16 protein-coding genes are annotated in these 18,768 nt (G+C 67.4%); 5 read left to right on the top strand and 11 right to left on the bottom strand.

All coding sequences use genetic code 11. From position 1 onward, the window contains the following. Positions 1-71 precede the first annotated feature (71 nt). From WAF18_RS16800 to WAF18_RS16845, 10 genes are all read right to left on the bottom strand, one after another. On the bottom strand, positions 72-599 hold the full coding sequence (locus WAF18_RS16800) for a hypothetical protein (RefSeq protein ID WP_337246120.1): 528 nt from the start codon (positions 597-599) through the stop codon (positions 72-74). A gap of 1,045 nt (positions 600-1,644) precedes the next feature. Continuing rightward, on the bottom strand, positions 1,645-2,040 hold the full coding sequence (gene gcvH / locus WAF18_RS16805; protein WP_183426726.1) for a glycine cleavage system protein GcvH: 396 nt from the start codon (positions 2,038-2,040) through the stop codon (positions 1,645-1,647). 68 nt (positions 2,041-2,108) lie between these two features. Beyond that, complete coding sequence (gcvT, locus tag WAF18_RS16810) at positions 2,109-3,206, bottom strand: glycine cleavage system aminomethyltransferase GcvT (RefSeq protein ID WP_337246143.1); 1,098 nt, start codon at positions 3,204-3,206, stop codon at positions 2,109-2,111. Between the two features lie 81 nt (positions 3,207-3,287). Next, positions 3,288-3,719: an NfeD family protein gene (locus WAF18_RS16815; RefSeq protein WP_183426812.1), complete on the bottom strand. Its 432-nt coding sequence runs from the start codon at positions 3,717-3,719 to the stop codon at positions 3,288-3,290. A 10-nt stretch (positions 3,720-3,729) separates the two neighbouring features. Beyond that, positions 3,730-4,692 carry an SPFH domain-containing protein gene (locus WAF18_RS16820; protein WP_337246121.1) on the bottom strand — a complete coding sequence of 321 codons (963 nt, stop codon included), beginning with the start codon at positions 4,690-4,692 and terminating at the stop codon, positions 3,730-3,732. A gap of 147 nt (positions 4,693-4,839) precedes the next feature. After that, positions 4,840-5,787 carry a DUF6607 family protein gene (locus WAF18_RS16825; protein ID WP_337246122.1) on the bottom strand — a complete coding sequence of 316 codons (948 nt, stop codon included), beginning with the start codon at positions 5,785-5,787 and terminating at the stop codon, positions 4,840-4,842. Further along, positions 5,784-6,452, bottom strand: coding sequence for a Hemin transport protein (locus WAF18_RS16830; protein WP_337246123.1), 669 nt, complete (start codon positions 6,450-6,452; stop codon positions 5,784-5,786). Before WAF18_RS16830 ends, WAF18_RS16825 begins: the two co-directional genes overlap by 4 nt. Before the next feature lie 2 nt (positions 6,453-6,454). Continuing rightward, positions 6,455-8,722 (bottom strand): TonB-dependent hemoglobin/transferrin/lactoferrin family receptor, encoded by a 2,268-nt coding sequence (locus WAF18_RS16835; protein WP_337246124.1) that lies wholly within the window; start codon positions 8,720-8,722, stop codon positions 6,455-6,457. A 134-nt stretch (positions 8,723-8,856) separates the two neighbouring features. Then, a complete protein-coding gene (locus tag WAF18_RS16840) occupies positions 8,857-9,078 on the bottom strand; it encodes a hemin uptake protein HemP (RefSeq protein WP_183426720.1) in 222 nt (73 codons plus the stop codon). 93 nt (positions 9,079-9,171) lie between these two features. Next, the gene (locus WAF18_RS16845; protein WP_337246125.1) at positions 9,172-10,137 is read right to left on the bottom strand and encodes an aldo/keto reductase; all 966 of its coding nucleotides are present in this window, start codon (positions 10,135-10,137) and stop codon (positions 9,172-9,174) included. A 187-nt stretch (positions 10,138-10,324) separates the two neighbouring features. Between WAF18_RS16845 and WAF18_RS16850 the strand changes: the two genes are divergently transcribed. The 4 genes from WAF18_RS16850 to dusB are packed head-to-tail and all read left to right on the top strand — an operon-like array spanning position 10,325 to position 14,443. Then, positions 10,325-11,623, top strand: coding sequence for a nucleoside transporter C-terminal domain-containing protein (locus WAF18_RS16850; RefSeq protein ID WP_337246126.1), 1,299 nt, complete (start codon positions 10,325-10,327; stop codon positions 11,621-11,623). Between the two features lie 40 nt (positions 11,624-11,663). Further along, complete coding sequence (locus WAF18_RS16855; RefSeq protein ID WP_337246127.1) at positions 11,664-12,617, top strand: ribokinase; 954 nt, start codon at positions 11,664-11,666, stop codon at positions 12,615-12,617. 55 nt (positions 12,618-12,672) lie between these two features. Next, positions 12,673-13,395 carry a DUF4893 domain-containing protein gene (locus tag WAF18_RS16860; protein ID WP_337246128.1) on the top strand — a complete coding sequence of 241 codons (723 nt, stop codon included), beginning with the start codon at positions 12,673-12,675 and terminating at the stop codon, positions 13,393-13,395. 52 nt (positions 13,396-13,447) lie between these two features. Beyond that, positions 13,448-14,443 (top strand): tRNA dihydrouridine synthase DusB, encoded by a 996-nt coding sequence (gene dusB, locus WAF18_RS16865; RefSeq protein ID WP_337246130.1) that lies wholly within the window; start codon positions 13,448-13,450, stop codon positions 14,441-14,443. 24 nt (positions 14,444-14,467) lie between these two features. On the opposite strand, the gene WAF18_RS16870 is transcribed toward dusB, so the two are convergent. Beyond that, positions 14,468-15,517, bottom strand: coding sequence for a metal-dependent hydrolase (locus WAF18_RS16870; RefSeq protein WP_337246132.1), 1,050 nt, complete (start codon positions 15,515-15,517; stop codon positions 14,468-14,470). A 184-nt stretch (positions 15,518-15,701) separates the two neighbouring features. Between WAF18_RS16870 and WAF18_RS16875 the strand changes: the two genes are divergently transcribed. Beyond that, a complete protein-coding gene (locus WAF18_RS16875; RefSeq protein WP_337246133.1) occupies positions 15,702-18,719 on the top strand; it encodes a TonB-dependent receptor in 3,018 nt (1,005 codons plus the stop codon). Positions 18,720-18,768: the final 49 nt, after the last annotated feature.

Consider the following 18,768-nt stretch of genomic DNA (forward strand, 5'->3'; position numbering starts at 1 on the left):
AAAAAAAAACTCCTCCTCCGCCTGGGCATGCGGAGGAAGAGTTTTGCGGTGACGGCCCAACAGGCCGTCGGTCAGATCAGCGGCGTCGGCATGGTCGGGATGACGACCGGCGCGCTCTTCTTGGCACGCTTGGCAGGTGCACGCTTGGCAGGCGCCTTCTTGGCCGCCGTCTTCGTGGTCTTGCGAGCAGCCGCCTTCTTGGCGGTCTTCTTGGTCGCCTTCTTGGCCGCAGTCTTCTTGGTCGCGGCCTTCTTCGTCGCGGCCTTGCGGGTGGCGGTCTTCTTGGTGGCGCTCTTGCGCGTGGCCGACTTCTTGGTGGCCTTCTTGGCAGCCGACTTCTTGGTCGCCTTCTTGGTGGCCTTCTTCGCAGCCGACTTCTTGGTCGCCTTCTTGGTGGCCGACTTCTTGGTCGCAGCTTTCTTGGCGGTCTTCTTGGTGGCCTTCTTCGCAACCTTCTTGGTCGCCTTCTTCGCGGCCTTGGCGACCTTCTTCGTCGCCTTGCTGGCCTTGCTCACGGCCTTCTTGGCAGCGGACTTGCGGACGGTCTTCTTGGCCGCCTTCTTGGCGGTGGTCTTCTTTGCAGCTTTCTTCGTGGCCATGGGATGGCTCTCCTCGTCAGTGGACTTGCATGTACAGCTGCCCAGTACTCAAAACGGCGCGCGGGAGTCGGACCCGCGTGCACCCGTCGACGCGCCCTGCGCATCGGGACGGATTCGGTCGGAAGGTCGTCGCATGGGCGACAGCATCCCGGTGATGCGAAGGCACCCGCGTCGCACGCGACGGGGTGCCGGATTCGATGTCGGGGAATTGCGGCGGAGATGCTGCCCGCATCCACCTTGTGATGTTCCTGGCGGAGGTCCGAGTTGTGCAGCGCGTTGTTGTCGGGGCTCGACTCACTCGTTTGATAGCGGGCGTGTGTTGCCGCGAAACCTAATCACGGTTTTTTCCACTGTCAACAGGCGGACATGCTTTTGTCGCGCCCGATCTCCGACGTCCGTCGCGGCGGTGATGCGCACAAGACGGATCGCTTGCCGACGCGACCATCGACGTGCGTGATCGGCCGTCGCATGCGAAGCGACGAAAGTGCTTGAAACAAGCACTCTGCACGACAGTCGTCCGGCATTGAGATGCCCACCGAGCACGCGCAAGCGACGCGGTGCGGTGTGGTGAAACATTCATCACCGCGCCAACCGGCCGGTGAACGCGATGTAGACACGGACCGGCCGATGCGTCGCCGCAACATCGGTTTGCGCGAAAAGTGCGCGACGCATTCGCCCCCGCGACACCTCGTACAAGACACCTCGACCGGCATCGCCACGACGACCGACGATGAGAGACCGACCAACGACCGACGACCGACGACAAAGGACAGAGGACAGAGGACAGAGGACAGAGGACAGAGGATCGACCGTCGAAGTCGGACTTTGCGCATCGCGCCCCGATGCCGGAGCACAAGCCGCGGTGCGTGAGTCGCCATTCGCACATGCGCATCTGGCCGAACGTGGGCTCGTACCGGAACCACTGGGAACGAGACCTGACAGCGGCCTATCTCGCACCGCCTGCTTGCCGGGTGATGCAGGGAAACAACCAAAAAAAACGCGCCCCTTGGGGCGCGCTTTGGTGAACACGGATCGCGAGGCGGCCTTAGTCGGCCTCCTCCTCCAGCAGTTCGGCGTAGTCGTCGGGCGAGAGCAGATCGGCGAGCTGGTCGGGATCGTCGAGCTCGATGACGAACAGCCAGCCTTCGCCGAAGGCGTCTTCGTTGATGGTCTCGGGCTTGTCGGCGAGCGAGGCGTTGACCGCCGCGATCTTGCCCGACACCGGGGCATACACGTCCGAGGCCGCCTTGACCGACTCGACCACGGCGACGCCGTTGCCGGCCTCGACGGTGTCGCCGACGGCGGGCAGTTCGACGTACACCAGGTCGCCGAGCAGGCCCTGGGCATGGTCCGAGATGCCGACGGTGACCTTGCCGTCGCCTTCGACACGGACCCATTCGTGTGACTTCAGAAACTTCAGGTCGCCAGGGATTTCGCTCATTGTCGGCTCCGGTGAAAACGTGACTGCGGGAAAGTGGCGCTAGTGTAAGCCAAGGGTCTTGCGGTGGATCAGATGCCGTCGACGACCCGGCCGTTGCGCACGAACGGGAATGCGACCACGCGCACGGGCACCTGGCGGCCGCGGATGTCGACGGTCACCTCGCCCGGCTCGCCGGCCGGCACGCGGGCGAACGCGATCGCCTTGCCGATCGTCGGCGAGAACGTCCCCGACAGGATCTCGCCCTGCCCCTGGGCGGTGGTCACCGTCTGGCCGTGGCGCAGCACGCCCTTGTCGTCCATGACCAGGCCGATCATCTGCCGCGGCGCGGCCGTGCTGTGCTGTTCGAGCAGCGCACGGCCGTTGAACGCGCGGCCTTCGTCGAGCGCGACCGTCCAGCCGAGCGCGGCCTCGTAGGGCGAGACCGTCTCGTCCATGTCCTGACCGTAGAGCGCGAGCCCGGCTTCCAGGCGCAGGGTGTCGCGCGCGCCCAGGCCAGCCGGCGCGACGCCGGCGGCGTGCAGCGCCTCCCACAGTGCGACCGCATGGCGCTCGTGGACGACGATCTCGAAGCCGTCCTCGCCGGTGTAGCCAGTGCGCGCGACGAACAGGTCGCCGAACGGCGTGGCCTCGAGTTCAGCTGCGGCGAAGCGGCCGAGCTTGTCGAGCACCAGCGCGTCGACCTGCCCGAGCAGCCCGGCAACCTTGGCCCGCGCCTGCGGTCCCTGCACGGCGATCATCGCCAGCTCCGAACGCTCGCTGACCTCCACCTCGAACCCGGCGGCCTGCGCCTGGATCCACGCCAGGTCCTTGTCGCGGGTGGCGGCATTGACGACCAGGCGGAACCAGTCGTCGGCCATGAAGTAGACGATCAGGTCATCGATGATCCCGCCTTCGGGCGTGAGCATGCAGGTGTAGAGCGCCTTGCCCGGGCTCTTGAGCTTGTCGACCGAGTTGGCGACGAGCTGACGCAGAAACGCGCGGGTCTGCGCACCGCGCAAGTCGACCACGGTCATGTGGCTGACGTCGAACATGCCGGCATCGCGTCGCACATGGTGGTGCTCCTCGATCTGGGAGCCGTAGTTGAGCGGCATGTCCCAGCCGCCGAAGTCGACCATGCGCGCGCCCAGGGCGCGGTGCGATGCGTTGAGGATGGTCTTCTGGGTCATGTTGGACTGCCGGCTCGCCTGCGGAAAGCCGGCATTATCGCAGGTCGGCGGCGTCACCGGCCGCCTCCTGGAACAACGAGATCAGGCGACTTCGACGTGCAGATTCACCCCGTCGGTACCGACGATGCGCACCGGGGTGCCGGCCGGCAGGTCGGCCCCCTCGACGACCCAGAAGGCATCGCCGATCTTGACCCGCCCGCGCCCGGCCACGATCGCCTGATCGAGTGGCACAACGCGACCGACGTGCTGGGACGCGCGCCGGTTGAGCGTGGGGTGGTCGCTCGGACGCTCACGCTTGCGGAACCAGGTGCGGTACACCAGCACCGACACGAAGCTGAGCACGACGAACAGCGCGACCTGCGGCAGCAATGCGAGGCCCGGCACCAGCAGCGCGACGACGAACACCGCCGCGGCGGCGAATCCCATCCACAGCAGGAACGCGCCGGGCACCAGGGTCTCGGCCGCCATCAGCAGCAGCGCGACCGCAGCCCAGCCGACGACGTCCGCGCGCAGCCAGTCCATGTCAGAGCCCGCCGCGCTGCGGTGCCGGCGCCTGCGGACGCGCCTGGGTCTTCTGGCCCAATGCCTCCTTGGCCAACTCGCCGATGCCGGCAATCGAGCCGATGATGCCGCTGGTCTCCATCGGCATCAGCACGAACTTCTGGTTCGGCGCCGTCGCCAGCTTCTCGAACGCTTCGACGTACTTCTGCGCGACGAAGTAATTGATCGCCTGCACGTCACCGTTGGCGATCGCGTTGGACACCATTTCGGTCGCCCGTGCCTCCGCCTCGGCCAGACGCTCGCGCGCCTCGGCCTCGCGGAACGCGGCTTCCTTCTGGCCCTCGGCCTGCAGGATGGCGGCCTGCTTGTCGCCCTCGGCGCGCAGGATCTCCGACTGCCGATGGCCTTCGGCCTCGAGGATGACGGCGCGGCGTTCGCGCTCGGCCTTCATCTGACGCGCCATCGAGTCGACCAGGTCGCGCGGCGGCTGGATATCGCGGATCTCGATGCGGGTGACCTTGATGCCCCAAGGGTTGGTGGCGTGGTCGACGACGTTGAGCAACTGGGCGTTGATCGTCTCGCGGTTGCTCAGCGACTCGTCGAGGTCCATCGAGCCGATCACGGTGCGGATGTTGGTCTGCACCAGCGCGATCGTCGCGATCTCCAGATTCGAGACCTCGTAAGCCGCCTTGGCCGCGTCGAGAACCTGGAAGAACACCACACCGTCCACGCGCACGACCGCGTTGTCCTTGGTGATGACGTCCTGGCTGGGCACGTCGAGCACCTGCTCCATCATGTTGATCTTGCGGCCGACCCCATAGACGATCGGGATCAGGAAGTGCAGACCCGGCGCCATCGAATGGGTGTACTTGCCGAAGCGCTCGACGGTCCACTCGTAGCCCTGCGGCACCATGCGCACCGTCTTGAACAACACGATGACGCCAGCGAGCGCGAGCACCACCGCCAGAAACAATCCCGTTCCCATGCGTTTCCCCTATTCGATCCGCGGACATCCGCGCTGGACCGAGTATAGGGCGAGCCGTCGTGACGCACGGTCGCGATCCATCGCGGCCGGCAGCGGCTTGCGGCGTCCCTGTCGCAAGCCGGGTCCAAGCGCGCCGCGCAGCGTCCGTTACGGCGTCGCGGTCGTCACCCAGGCCTCGAACACCGCATCGATCTGGGCATCGGTCACCGTACCGCCGTCCTGCACGGTCTGCGCCTGCTCGAACAGCGGCACGATCAGCGCCATGCCGTCGATCTCCGTCTTCAGGCGCACGCCCGCAGGCGCGGCCAGGCGCCGTTCCCAGCGCTCGCGCACGCGAGCCCAGTAGCCCTGGGTGGCATCCCAGTAGACGTAGGCAGGCGAGAAGTCGATCGCTGTGGTCTTCACGTAATCGTTGAAACCGAACTCACGCACCAATTGCGCGGTCGGCCGGCCCCGCGCATCGCGCACGGTCTTGGTGTTGTCCTGCTCGTGGGTCCAGCCGCCGGGCACGATCGTGTGACGGTTGATCGCCCCCAGTGCGTTGTAGTCGCTGCGCTTGGTGTACTCGCGGCGCGGCAGCGGGCGCCAATCCGCGTCCGAGGTCCAGGTCGAGATGCCGCCGGCGTGCACCCAGCGCCCGCTGCCGCAATAGCGCGGCGCATCGCTGACTTCGTAGACGCACTGCGTCCAGCCGCCGCGGACGAGCTCGGCCGGCACCTCGCGCTGCTGCCAGGTCTGGTCGGCGGTGAACTCCCAGCGCGTCGGCGCCTCGTAGTGCCAGTCCTGGCGCCAGTGCTTGACCACGTGTCCGCTCTTGACGTCGAGCAGCAGGTGCTGGAGCACGATGCGGCCGGGGGCGTCCTCGACCACGATCACGACTTCGTCGCCGCCGCTGTCCTTGGCGGCGACGCGCTCGTACCCCGGCGCCAGCACTGCGGTCTCCTCGAACGAAAAGCGCACCGCGTACTCGCCCTGCATCGCGAGAATGGCGGCACGATCGGCGGCAGGGTCGTGGGCTGGCGTTGCGGTGGCGGACACTGCGAAGGCCGGGGCCAGCAGCAGGACGAACGCCAGGGCGGCGGCTTGCGAATTCATGCAGGTTCTCCGAAAACAGGTGGAAACGGGCGTGCGCGGTCGCGGACGCGGCGCGGTGGCATCGCGCCAGCGGCGCGGGTGGGATCGGTGACAGGCACCGGGCATCGGTGCGGCGCGTCGTCGGCGAGTGCCGTGCCCGGGGCGATGCCGTAGGCGCGGACAATCTGCCGCGCGCAGTCGGCACCCAACGGCGAGATCGTCGCCAGACTGGCGACCAGCATCGCAGGGCCGTCGATCGTCGTGCAGGCCGGCATCATTGCGTGGAAACGCAGGACGCTCGCCTGCCAACCGCCGACCCACAGGCGCTGCGCCAAGCCGTGCCACAAGCGCTCCGCCAGGCCGGCCGGGGCACTGCGGGCGAGCGGATAGCGCTCGACCAGCGCGTCCCATGCCAGGAAATCGCTGTCGGGCAGCAGGTGCAGTTGCCAACTGCAGGCGCCCTCGGCATCGAAGAACAGCAGGCTTTCGCGCATGCCATCGCCATCGAGCGCGCGATGTGCCTCGACGCGGCGCGCCCGCGACCAGCCACCGAGCTCGCTCGCCGACCCGGGCCGGTGCAGACATAACACCGTCCCCAGGGTCGCCAGTTGCGCGGGCGTCGGCGGCGACGTTGTCGCGGCGTCGACCGCCGGCACCGGAGACAGGAACGCCGCCGCGCGCGCCATGATCAGAAATCGACCGCGAAGCTGACCGCCAGGCTGCGTCCCGGCGCAGTGTAACGATCGAAGGTCGTCGAGGTGGCGGCGACCAGCGGCACATTGCCCGCCGGCCAGTATTTGCGGTCGGCGAGGTTGAGTACGCCCAGGTTGACCGTCGTGCCCGGTGCGAACGTCCAGTGGGCGTAGAGGTCGAGCACCGCATGGCCCGGTGTCTCGTGATAACCGCCGGCCGTGCTGGCCGGCGGCAGGCGATCGCGTCGCCCGGTGAAGCGACCGGCCAGTTCCGCGCCCCAGGTGTCGCCGTCGAAGGCCAGGCCCAGCGTTGCGGTCAGCGGGTCGACACTGGCCAGTGGATCGCCGGCGGTGCGATCCTCGCCGCGCGACCAGGCCGCCGCGCCGCGCAGCGACCAGCCCGCGAGCGCTGGCGCCAGGACATCAAGGTCCAGTCCGCCCTTGAACTCCACGCCCCAGATGCGCGCGTCGTCGACATTCTGCGACTGGTAGACCATCAGGCCGCTGGCCGGATCGATGCCGACGAACCGCGTGGACTCGATGAAATCATCGTACGTGTTGTAGTACCCGGTCAGGCTGGCATAGGCGGATCGGCCGGCAAAGCGCAGACCCAATTCCAGGCCGTCGCTGGTCTCCGGGCGCAGGTCCGGATTGGGGATCGCGGTGTAGCCGAAGGCGAAGTTGGTGAAGCCGATGTTGACGTCGTTGTACGGCGGCGCGCGGAAGCCGGCGGCATAGCCGCCGAACAGCGACCAGGCCTCGGCGAAATGCCAGACTGCGCCGAGCTTGGGCGACACCCGGGTCTTGCGAATATCGGCGACCTGCGTGGTCGGGTTGTCCTCGCGGAAGATCGTGTCGACCTCGGGCTCGAGCCGGTAGTGGTCGACCCGGACCGCGGGCACCAGGCGGAAGGCGCCGTCAGCGAACGCGATCTCGTCCTGCACGTAGAGCGCGGCCTTGGTGGTGTCGCTGATCGGGAAATCGCGGACCGGGAAGACGTCCGGACTGATGACGTTGGTCACCGTGCCGGTCGTGAGATGGGTCGCCCGCCCATCGCGCTTCTGACGCGTCTCGGATTTCGACACGTCGAGCCCCCAGCTCAGGTCGTGGACGACGCGCTGTCCCAGAGACTTGCGGAAGTTCGCCTGCAGGCCGTACTCGCGCTGGTCGAAATCAAAGGCGCGCTCGCGCAACACCGGATTGACCGGTGCCCCACCGACCAGCGAAGACCGACGTTCCTCGGTCCGCTGAAGTGTCTCGCTGTCCTGGCGATAGACCTGCCAGTCGATCGCATCGGCGAAGGCGTTGTCCAGGCCGACGATCTCGTGCCCGAACGACACCCGCGCACGGCTCTGGTGATCCTTGCCAACCTGCGACTGCACACGCGCCGATGCCGGCACACCGGGCATCATCACGACATCACCATGCGCACTCAGCACGTCGGTCTCGACGTCGTCCTCGTTACCCTCGACCGTCAGCCGGAAGCGTTGCCGGGCATCAGGGGCGAACACCGCCTTGGCCAGCACGCTGCGGCCGTTGGCCGATTGCGGGTTGGCCTGCGTGCGGGCGCTGCCCTCGCCGCCCACCTCGCCCATGGTCTCGGTCTCCTTGCCCTGGCGATGGCCGACCGCCACCAGGCCGGACCAGCGCGCGCCGCCGAACGCGGCGGTGGCATTGGCGAACAGGCCTTCGTCAGCGGTGGTCGCGCCGAGCTTGAAGCCGAAGTACGCATCGCGCCCGTCGGCCAAGTAATCGGCCGGGTCCTTGGTGACGAACGAGACCACGCCGCCGAGCGCGTCCGAGCCATAGAGCGAGCTCGTCGGTCCACGCACGACCTCGACCCGCTTGAGCGTGTCGGGGTCGACGAAGTTGCGGTTGGCGTTGGAGAAGCTGCCGATGGCGAACGCATCGGAGACCGCGATGCCGTCGGTCTGGATGCGCACGCGGTTGCCGCCCAGACCGCGGATGCGGATGTCCGACAGCCCGAAGCGACCGATGTTGCGGCCGACCGTCACGCCGGGCTCGTAGCGGAATAGGTCGGCGATGTCGCGCACCAGCAAGATGTCCATGCGCGCGCGATCGATCACGTCGACGGTATTGGGCACGTCGACGATCGCGCGCTCGGTGCGGGTGGCGGTGACGACGATCCGGTCGAACTCGGCCGCAGCCGGCGCGGCGGCGTCGATGGCGCTGTCGGGGGCGGCCAGTGCGGCGAACGGAACCAGGCCCAGGGCCAGGGAGACAGAAAGCGGGTGAAGGCGCATGCGCAGACTCGTGCTTGGAGGGCGACGGCTGGCTGGCGGGCGCGGGGAGAGGAACGCGCGGGCGGGCGACCGGAGAGATCGTTGGATGGACGGGGACCGCCGCTGGGGGACGGCGGCGCCGGTCGACGGCGGGCTTACTTGGTCAGGATCAACTTGTCATTGCGGGTGTGGCGCAGGCGGTAGATCTCGTTGCCGTGACGGATCTGCAGTTCACGCTGGCCGCGCAGCAGCTGCGCGCTGTCGAGCTCGATCGGCTCGGGGGCACGGGCATCGTGGGCACGGGCCAGGCGATGCACGTTGTGGCCATCGGCCGAATCGCGGGCGGGAACGGAATCGCGGAGCTGGGGCGCAAGCATGGTCGGTTCCTCGGGAGCGGGCCTTCAATGCTAGTGATTCTCATTTCCCAGTCAAGCCCCGTACGCGTGGTCCGACAGACAGCCACGCGTGTCTCAGTCCGCCAGCGCGTCCACCCGGGCCCACAGGCCGTTGTCGGGCAACGCCGCCAGCTCGAGCGCCTGTAGGTTCTCGATCAACTGCTCCACCCGGCTGGCGCCCAGCAGCACCGTAGACACGTGCGGATTGCGCAGACACCAGGCGATCGCCAGCGGCGCCGGCGCGACGCCCAGTTCGGCCGCCAACGCGACGAACCGCGCCGCGCGCGCCACCCGGTCCGCATTCCCCAGCAACTCGCGCTGCAACCAACCCAGCTCCGGCTGCGCCAGTCGGCTGTCGGCCGGCACGCCGCCGGCGTACTTGCCGGTCAACAGGCCCGAGGCCAGCGGCGACCACGTGGTCGTCCCCAGTCCGAGCTCGGCATACAGCGGGGCGTACTCCAGCTCGACCCGCTCGCGCCGCAGCAGGTTGTACTCGGGCTGCTCCATCGTCGGGCCATGCAGGTGGTGCGTGCGCGCGATCTGCGCTGCTTCGCGGATCGCGGTCGCCGGCCATTCGGACGTGCCCCAGTACAGCACCTTGCCCTGGCGGATCAGCGTGTCCATCGCCCACACGGTCTCGGCGATCGGGGTGTCGGGATCAGGCCGGTGGCAGAAGTAGAGGTCGAGATGATCGACCCGCAGCCGCCGCAACGCGGCGTCGCAGGCATCGCGCACGTGCTTGCGCGACAGGCCCCGCTGGGTGGGCCGGGGGTCGCTCGCCGCGCCGAAGAACACCTTGCTCGACACGCAATAGCCATCGCGCGGCAGGCGCAGATCGGCGATCACATCGCCCATGACCCGCTCCGCCTCGCCGTTGGCATACCCTTCCGCGTTGTCGAAGAAGTTGATGCCATGGTCCCAGGCCGCGGCCACCAGCTCGCGCGCCTGGCCCCGGCCGACCTGACGCCCGAACGTGGTCCAGGCGCCGAACGAGAGCGCCGAGAGCTGCAGGCCAGAGGTGCCGAGACGACGGTAATGCATGGGCGGGTTCCTCGCGGTCGGGCGCACCAGTGTATGCAAGCCGCGCCGACGCGCCGCCGGTCCGGCCCGACACACCGCGCCGACGGCGCCACGGGCCTGAACGACACCGCCTTCACATCGCCCGTGGTTGCCCGTGCCGGCCCGCTGCACTAGGCTGCGCGACTTGTCGACGGGCCTGGGGGCCACGATGGAAGACCTGACGCGGATCGGCTTCGGCCTGTTCGGACTCGCCGTGCTGCTCGCGATCACGTGGCTGTTCTCCAACAACAAGCGCGCCGTCGACTGGAAGCTGGTCGCCACCGGCGTCACCTTGCAGATCGCGTTCGCCGCGGTTGTACTGCGCGTGCCCGGCGGGCGCGAGGTGTTCGACGCGCTGGGCCACGGCTTCGTCAAGGTGCTCTCGTTCGTCAACGCCGGCTCGGAGTTCATCTTCGGCAGTCTGATGAACGTGGAGACCTACGGCTTCATCTTCGCGTTCCAGGTGCTGCCGACGATCATCTTCTTCGCCGCGCTGATGGGCGTGCTCTACCACCTGGGCGTGATGCAGGCGATCGTGCGGGTCATGGCGCTGGCGATCACCAAGGTCATGCGGGTCTCGGGCGCCGAGACCACCAGCGTCTGCGCCAGCGTCTTCATCGGCCAGACCGAGGCGCCGCTGACCGTGCGCCCCTACATCTCGCGGATGACCGAGTCGGAGCTGATCACGATGATGATCGGCGGCATGGCGCACATCGCCGGCGGCGTGCTCGCCGCGTATGTGGGCATGCTCGGCGGCGGCAACCCCGAGGAACAGGCGTTCTACGCCAAGCATCTGCTGGCCGCCTCGATCATGGCCGCACCGGCGACGCTGGTCATCGCCAAGATCCTGATCCCCGAGACGCGCGAGCCGCTGACCCGCGGCACGGTCAAGATGGAGGTCGAGAAGACCACCGGCAACATCATCGACGCCGCGGCCGCAGGCGCCGGTGACGGCCTGCGCCTGGCACTGAACATCGGCGCGATGCTGCTGGCCTTCATCGCGCTGATCGCGATGATCAACTGGCCACTGGAATGGATCGGTGAGGCCACGGGCCTGGCCGAGGCGATCGGCCGCCCGACCAACCTGGCGACGATCTTCGGCTTCGTGCTCGCCCCGATCGCCTGGCTGATCGGCGTGCCGTGGCAGGACGCATCGGTGGTCGGCTCGCTGATCGGCCAGAAGATCGTCATCAACGAATTCGTCGCGTACCTGCAGTTGGCCGACATCGTCAACGGCCGTGTCGAGGGCATCGCGCTGACCGAGCAAGGCCGCCTGATCGCGACCTATGCGCTGTGCGGCTTCGCGAACTTCAGCTCGATCGCGATCCAGATCGGCGGCATCGGCGGCCTGGCCCCCGACCGCCGCCAGGATCTGGCGCGGTTCGGCCTGCGCGCGGTGCTCGGCGGCACCATCGCCACGCTGATGACCGCGACGATCGCCGGCGTGCTGACCTACATCGGCGCCTGACGCCGGATCACTGCGAAAGCGGGACAGAGAGGATGTGCGCGTGAGTCGTGTCGTCGTCGTCGGGTCGTTCAATGTCGACCATGTCTGGAACTGCAGCACCCTGCCGCGCCGCGGCGAGACGCTCAGCGGCCGTTACCACACCGGGCCAGGTGGCAAGGGCTTCAATCAGGCCGTCGCTTCGACCCGGGCAGGCGCACAGACCACCTTCCTGTGCGCGCTGGGCGACGACGACGGCGGCCGCCAGGCACGCGCACTCGCCCAGGCGGACGGGATCGCGATGCGGGTGCGCGAGAGCAGCCACCCGACCGGCACGGCCGGCATCTATGTCGACGAGGCCGGCCACAACACCATCGTCATCGGTGCTGGCGCCAACGGCGACCTGTGCGCCTCCTGGGTCGGCCGGCAGGCCGAGGCGCTGGCCGGCGCCCGGGTGCTGCTGACCCAGCTCGAATCCCCGCTCGACAGCGTGCTCGAAGCGATGCGCCTGGCGCGCGCCGCCGGCACCTCGACGATGCTCAACCCGGCGCCGGCCAATGCGCAGTGCCTGCGCGAACTGCTCGCCGCGGCCGACATCCTCACGCCGAACGAGACCGAGTTTGCCGGCCTGCTCGAGCGCCATACCAGCCATCGCATCGATAGCGAGGCAATCGCCGGCACCGCCGACGCGCAACTGCACCGCTGGTGCCGCACGCTGCTGCCGCGCGGCACGGTGGTGATCACGCTCGGCGCCGCCGGTGCATTCGTGTCCCACCGTGAGGACCTGACCCGCGGCGATACGCGGCCGTTCTATCGTGTGCCGGCCGACAAGGTCGAGCCGATCGACACCACCGGTGCGGGCGATGCCTTCAATGGCGCACTGGCCGCCTCGCTCGCCGGTGACCCGGCGGCGCCGTTCGACAGCCACGTGCGCTTCGCTGCGCATTACGCCGGACGCTCGACCGAGCGGGTCGGGGCCGCTGCCGCGATGCCGCACCTGCGCCCCCCGACGGACTGACGACACCGCACACGCTACCCTTGCCCGGCCGCGGCATCGCGGCGGAGTCCTGCCGATGCCCTGTTGTTCACGTTCTGTGCGGCTGCGTGTCGGCGCCGGCCTGGCGGTCCTGATCGTCCTGGCAGCCTGCGGCCCGGCCGCCCCGGCGCCATCACCGGCGTCGCCCGCCACCACGCCGACTGCGGTCGATTCCGCGAACGCCGCTGTCGCGCCCGTGACCGAGACGGCGGCGCCGGCGCGGGCGGACGAACACGACACGGCGCCGGATGACTGGCGCGCGCAGGCCTGGCCAGCCGACCGCGAGACCATCCTCGCCGAGCCCACATTCGACCTGGCGCTCGACGACCATGACCCGGTGCTGGCCGACGCGCGACGGGCACTGGCGCTGGCCGCAAGCGGACGCCCACTGGGCACGATCACCGGCGCCTGGCAGGTCCGCTCGCTGCAGTTCGACGGCCGCGGCGGCGCCTACGCCTATCCCTGGTTCGATGCCACGATCGCGCGCCACGACGGCGTGCTGACATTCGCCAAGACCAGCGGTTCGCAGCGCCGGCAGGGCCGGCTGTTGCCGATCGATCGCAATACGCTCGCATTCCTGGGCTCGCAATCGGTCAATGACGACCCCTCCCCCGGTTACAGCCGCCACTGGCCCACGCCACCGGCAGCGCGCGTCGAGGGCGACAGCGTCGGCCGCCTGGTGCGCACCGGCGAGAGTGAACTGCTGATGGTGCTCGACGTCGACGGCCCGCGCTTCGAGCTCTACCAGCTGCGTCGCTGAACTCGGGCGCCAGGCGCGAGACCCGGGTCCGCCGATCGGCGACAATGGGCGCATGCAGATCGGTCCCTACCGCATCGAACCCAATGTGGTGCTGGCGCCAATGGCCGGCGTCACCGACAAGCCGTTCCGGCAGCTGTGCAAACGCCTGGGCGCTGGCCTGGCGATGTCGGAGATGACGATCAGCGATCCGCGCTTCTGGCGCACCGAAAAATCGTTGCGCCGCATGGACCACGATGGCGAACCGGCGCCGGTCGGCGTGCAGATCGCCGGCACCGAGCCGGCCATGCTCGCCGAGGCGGCGCGCCACAACGTCGCGCACGGCGCGCAGATCGTCGACATCAACATGGGCTGCCCGGCCAAGAAGGTCTGCAATGCCTGGGCCGGCTCGGCGCTGATGCAGGACGAGGCGCTGGTCGCACGCATCCTGCAAGCGGTGGTCGCCGCGGTCGAGGTGCCGGTAACGCTGAAGATCCGCACCGGCTGGTGCGCGGCGCATCGCAATGCGCCGACGATCGCGCGTATCGCGCAGGACGCGGGCATCGCCGCCCTCGCCGTCCACGGCCGCACCCGCGACCAGCACTACACCGGCAGCGCCGAGTACGACACGATCGCGGCAATCAAGGCGCACCTGTCGATCCCGGTGATCGCCAACGGCGACATCGACTCGCCGGAAAAAGCACAGGCGGTACTGCGTCACACCGGATGCGACGCGGTCATGGTCGGTCGCGCGGCGCAGGGCCGGCCCTGGATCTTCCGCGAGATCGCGCACTTTCTCGCCACCGGCCAGCACCTGCCGCCGCCGTCGTTACAGGAGATCCGCGACATCCTGCTCGGCCATCTCCAGGCGCTGCACGCGTTCTACGGCGAAACCTCCGGCGTGCGCATCGCACGCAAGCATCTGGGCTGGTACGCGAAGGACCGGCCGGAGCACCACGCCTTCCGCGCCGTGGTCAACCGCGCCGATACGGCGCAGGAGCAACTCGCGCTCACACGCGCCTACTTCGACGCGCTCATCGCGGGCGAGGCGCAACCGACGCTGGCCGCCTGACAGGCCGCGTTCGCACGCCCGGCGTCAGTGGCTGCCGATGGCCGGACGGTCTGCCGCTTCCTGCACCGGCGGCTCGTGCCACATCCGTGCCCAGGTCGCGCTCCACGTCGCCCCCAGGTCACGCGCCATCGGCGCCTGGGTCGGCGGCAACGCGGCCCAGCCCGCGGCGGTGCGCTCGGCGACGGTGAAGCGGAAGAAGTAGTCGGGTTCGTTGCCCATGCGCAGGTCGCTGAGCTGCAGCCGACCATCGACGACCGTCGCGCCCATGAAGCCGTGGTTGAACCAGGCCAGCCGCCGCACCGCCGGCAGCGCGGCATTCGCCCGCAGGGCGGCAACGTCGGACGGATAGGCTGCGAATTGCATCGGGCCGCGGTCGGCGACCAGCGACCGGAACCCCTCGACATAACCGTCCGGCGTCATCGCGACCACCCGCCACAGCACGGTGTTGCCCGGCATCGGCACCGAGAAGCGCGGCGCATCCGCCAGGCCCAGCGCCGCCAGAGCGTGGTCGGCCTCGCGGTCGACGCATGACTTGGCGACCAGCGACCAGCCCAGATACGCCGTGCTCAACGCCAGCCCGACCGCCAGCGCACGGCCGCCGACCTGGCGCGCGCCGGCAAACGCCGCGACCAGCACGCCGATCAGCAACCAGATCGTATACAGCGGATCGATGATGAAGACGCTCGACCACATCGCCGGCGGCGGCCGGAACGGCCACAGCAACTGCGTGCCATAGACCGTGAACGCATCGAGCAGCGGGTGCGTGACCAGCGCGAGCTGGATTGCCCAGAACCAACGCCCCGGCGAGGCCGCAACCCGACCGTTGCCGTAGCGGCGCAGCGCCCACCACAGCGCGGCGGCGGCCAGCGGCAGGACCAACACCGAATGGGTGATCCCGCGATGCAGGGTCATCCGCAGCACCGGGTCATCGGTCAGCAGCGCGATCACCAGACCATCGAGGTCGGGCACGGTGCCCAGCGCAGCACCGGCCAGCAACGCCGCCCGGCGATGGGCCGCCGGCACGACGGCCGCGGCGACCGACGCACCGAGGACGATCTGGGTCAGGGAATCCATGGCGAGGAGCTTGCCACAACGTATCGAGCCCCCTATGCCACCCGTATTCATTACACCAAATAGGAGCCAACAACAAGAAGAATACTTGCGGGAAGATGAACGCCATGATACGAATATTACAGATTCGTTAAGAGGGTCGACGAGTCGGGCGCAAAGAACTCCATTACGTAAGGGAATCCATTCCATGGGTAGCAGATCCGCACCGCTTCGCAAGGCAGCACTCGGAGTCGCGATGGCAGCCGCGCTTTCCTCTGGGGCTGTTTTTGCCCAGTCGAACATCACCGGCATCATTTTCGGTCAGGCAGAACCTGGCACGACCATCGTGATCCGCAATACCAACACGGGCCAGACCCGGAGCGTTCAGGTCGGCGAAAGCGGCCGCTATCGCGCCACCTCTCTTCCAGACGGCAACTACACAGTCATTCAACAGCGCGGCTCGGAGCAGATTGCGGTGCGCGAAGATGTCGTCGTTACGATCGCCAGCGGCACAGACGTTTCATTCGGCGCAGCGGCGGGGGTCCGTGATCTGGACAGAGTCGAGGTCCGCGGCACCGTTATTCCCGTCACGGACGTCTCTCAGACCGACAGCCGCACGGTCTTCACAGCCGACCGCCTCGAGCGCATGACCGTTGGCAGGAGCATCGAAGCCGTCGCGCTGCTCGCCCCCGGCGTGGTGCAGGCGGATTCCCGATATCCGGGCGCCGCATCGTTCGGTGGGTCAGCGGCCTCCGAGAATGCTGTCTATATCAATGGCTATGCCGTCACCAACCCGCTGACCAACATTGGTTCGACAACGCTTCCATTCGATGCGATCAACCAGGCACAGATCATCACCGGCGGCTACGGCGCCGAATTTGGCCGTGCGACCGGCGGCGTGACCAACATCGTCACCAAGCGTGGCGGCAACGAATGGGAGTTCGGGGGGCTGGTGACCTACACCCCCTCAGGCTTGCGCGGTACTTACAAGAATATCATCTACCCCGATAACGGCACGCCGAGCGACGGGCTCGTCTATCAGAAGCGCGACGAGATCTCAGTGAATGAGTTCTCGTACGGCGTGAGCGCCAGCGGCCCCCTGATCAAGGACAAGCTGTTCCTGTACGCCGGCGGCGAGATCACCAAGCGTGAGCAAGTCGGCGTATTGTCACGCCCAGGCAACGCTCAGAACGGCTATCAACCCAGCGACTTTGACTTCCCACGCTGGATGGCGAAAATCGATTGGCAGATCAGCGACGATCATTTGCTTGAATTGACTGCCGTCTCCGACGTCGAAAAGGAGTCGGTGAGCTACTACGGGTTGACTTACGACCCCGGGGCGGACACTTACCGGCGGGGCACCGAGAAGACCGGCGGCTACCTTTACGAAGATGGCGGCGAGCTCTACATCGGCAAGTACACGGGCTACCTGACCGACTCTTTGACCCTGACCGCTCTTTATGGCACCCAGAAGCAGGACCACATCGCCGACCCGGTCGGCTACGACTCGTCGGTCGTCTACGTCAGCGACTCCCGCTCCGTCGCTAACCCTATCCAACGGGGCTCGTATGCGCAGCTTGATTTTCCTGACGCCTACGACGAAACCAAGGGCGGTCGCCTCGATCTGGAGTGGGACCTTGGAGCACATCTCGTACGCTTCGGCTACGACCGGCAGGATTCGGAATCACGTGCGGGCCAAGTCACCTCGGGCCCCGGATATCGCTGGATCTACGACTCCTGTGGCCCCGATGCCGGCGGCACGCCGATCCCAGGCGGCGGCGGCGCAGTTTGCCCCGGCGGCAGCGGCGACTACGTGTCCCAATACAAGTATGCGAACGGCGGCACCTTCAGCGTCAAACAATGGGGCTACTACCTCGAGGATCGCTGGCAGGTCACCGACAACCTCCTGTTGTCGCTTGGCGTACGCAACGAGAACTTCGAGAACTACAACGCAGACAACGTCATCTACGTCGAGCAGAAGAATCAGTGGGCGCCGCGCATCGGCCTGAGCTGGGACGTGCTGGGCGACTCGTCGCTCAAGGTCTTCGCGAACGCTGGCCGGTACCACCTGGCGATGCCGAACAACGTCGCGCTGCGTGGCGCTGCCGGCTCGCTCTACACGAATGAGTACTTTGCGTTCGCGGGTATCGACCCAGTGACTGGCGTGCCAATCGGAACCACGCCCCTGGGGGACGGCCCTTACTCCACCAACCGAGAGTATGGCCAAGCGCCCGATCCCGCCTCCGTCGCCGCAAAAGACCTCAAGTCGCATTACCAGGACGAGATCGCACTCGGGTTTGAGAGCACGGTAGGCGACATGTTCACCTACGGCGCCCGTTACGTGTATCGCCGCCTGCAGAGTGCCATCGACGACATGTGCGATTATCGCCCCGCCTACAATTGGGGGATCGCCAACGGCTATTCGGAAGAGGTCGCCGACAACCTGGGCAACGAGCTTGCCAACTGCCGTCTATTCAATCCAGGCGAAGCCAATACCTTCCAGCTCGATGACGGAACAGGCACGTTGGTCGAAGTGGCGCTGAGCAAAGAGCAACTCGGGTTCCCGGAGCTCAAGCGCAACTATCAGGGCCTGGACCTGTTCATCGAACGCCCATTTGATGGCACTTGGTTCGGCCGCATCGACTACACCCTGTCGAAAAGCTACGGCAACGCCGAGGGACAGTTGAAGTCGGACATCGGCCAGGAAGACGTGTCCCAGACCCAGGACTGGGATCATCCGGAGCTGATGGAGAATGCCAACGGCTACCTGCCCAACGACCGCCGCCACTACATCAAAGCGTTCGGCGCATATCAGATCACCGACGAGTGGCGGGTATCCGCGAGCGCCAGGATTAACTCCGGACGCCCGAAGAACTGCATGGGCTACTACCCGGACACGCCGGAGAACGAGGAGTTCAATGCGTACTACGCGTACGGTGGCCCCTACTACTTCTACTGCAACAACCAGGCAACACCTCGCGGAAGTGCCGGGCGCCTGCCGTGGACCAAGGTCCTCGATCTGGGCATCGCCTACCGACCCGAGTTTGCGGGCTCCAGAGTGGAGTTCGGAGTCGATGTGTTCAACGTCTTCAACTCGCAGACCGAGCAGAATCGGATCGAGTATGGAGAGAACGGCGGTCCCGGCGTGCCCTACAACCAGGCAGGCCGCATCGTGAGCTATACCACACCTCGCTACGCACGCTTCACGATCCGCTGGGATCTTTGACTCGACGAGGACATGGAAGCAGCAGAAGGGCCGCCCTTGGGCGGCCCTT

It is taken from the genome of Luteimonas sp. gir (genome assembly GCF_037198055.1).
GTDB classification, from domain to species: Bacteria; Pseudomonadota; Gammaproteobacteria; order Xanthomonadales; family Xanthomonadaceae; genus Luteimonas; species Luteimonas citri_A.

Excerpts from the sequence above, each read along its gene's own strand:
- WAF18_RS16800 (WP_337246120.1), bottom strand. The coding sequence starts at position 599 with ATGGCCACGAAGAAAGCTGCAAAGAAGACCACCGCCAAGAAGGCGGCC.
- gcvH (WP_183426726.1), bottom strand. The coding sequence starts at position 2,040 with ATGAGCGAAATCCCTGGCGACCTGAAGTTTCTGAAGTCACACGAATGG.
- gcvT (WP_337246143.1), bottom strand. The coding sequence starts at position 3,206 with ATGACCCAGAAGACCATCCTCAACGCATCGCACCGCGCCCTGGGCGCG.
- WAF18_RS16820 (WP_337246121.1), bottom strand. The coding sequence starts at position 4,692 with ATGGGAACGGGATTGTTTCTGGCGGTGGTGCTCGCGCTCGCTGGCGTC.
- WAF18_RS16825 (WP_337246122.1), bottom strand. The coding sequence starts at position 5,787 with ATGAATTCGCAAGCCGCCGCCCTGGCGTTCGTCCTGCTGCTGGCCCCG.
- WAF18_RS16830 (WP_337246123.1), bottom strand. The coding sequence starts at position 6,452 with ATGGCGCGCGCGGCGGCGTTCCTGTCTCCGGTGCCGGCGGTCGACGCC.
- WAF18_RS16835 (WP_337246124.1), bottom strand. The coding sequence starts at position 8,722 with ATGCGCCTTCACCCGCTTTCTGTCTCCCTGGCCCTGGGCCTGGTTCCG.
- WAF18_RS16840 (WP_183426720.1), bottom strand. The coding sequence starts at position 9,078 with ATGCTTGCGCCCCAGCTCCGCGATTCCGTTCCCGCCCGCGATTCGGCC.
- WAF18_RS16845 (WP_337246125.1), bottom strand. The coding sequence starts at position 10,137 with ATGCATTACCGTCGTCTCGGCACCTCTGGCCTGCAGCTCTCGGCGCTC.
- WAF18_RS16850 (WP_337246126.1), top strand. The coding sequence starts at position 10,325 with ATGGAAGACCTGACGCGGATCGGCTTCGGCCTGTTCGGACTCGCCGTG.
- WAF18_RS16860 (WP_337246128.1), top strand. The coding sequence starts at position 12,673 with ATGCCCTGTTGTTCACGTTCTGTGCGGCTGCGTGTCGGCGCCGGCCTG.
- dusB (WP_337246130.1), top strand. The coding sequence starts at position 13,448 with ATGCAGATCGGTCCCTACCGCATCGAACCCAATGTGGTGCTGGCGCCA.
- WAF18_RS16870 (WP_337246132.1), bottom strand. The coding sequence starts at position 15,517 with ATGGATTCCCTGACCCAGATCGTCCTCGGTGCGTCGGTCGCCGCGGCC.
- WAF18_RS16875 (WP_337246133.1), top strand. The coding sequence starts at position 15,702 with ATGGGTAGCAGATCCGCACCGCTTCGCAAGGCAGCACTCGGAGTCGCG.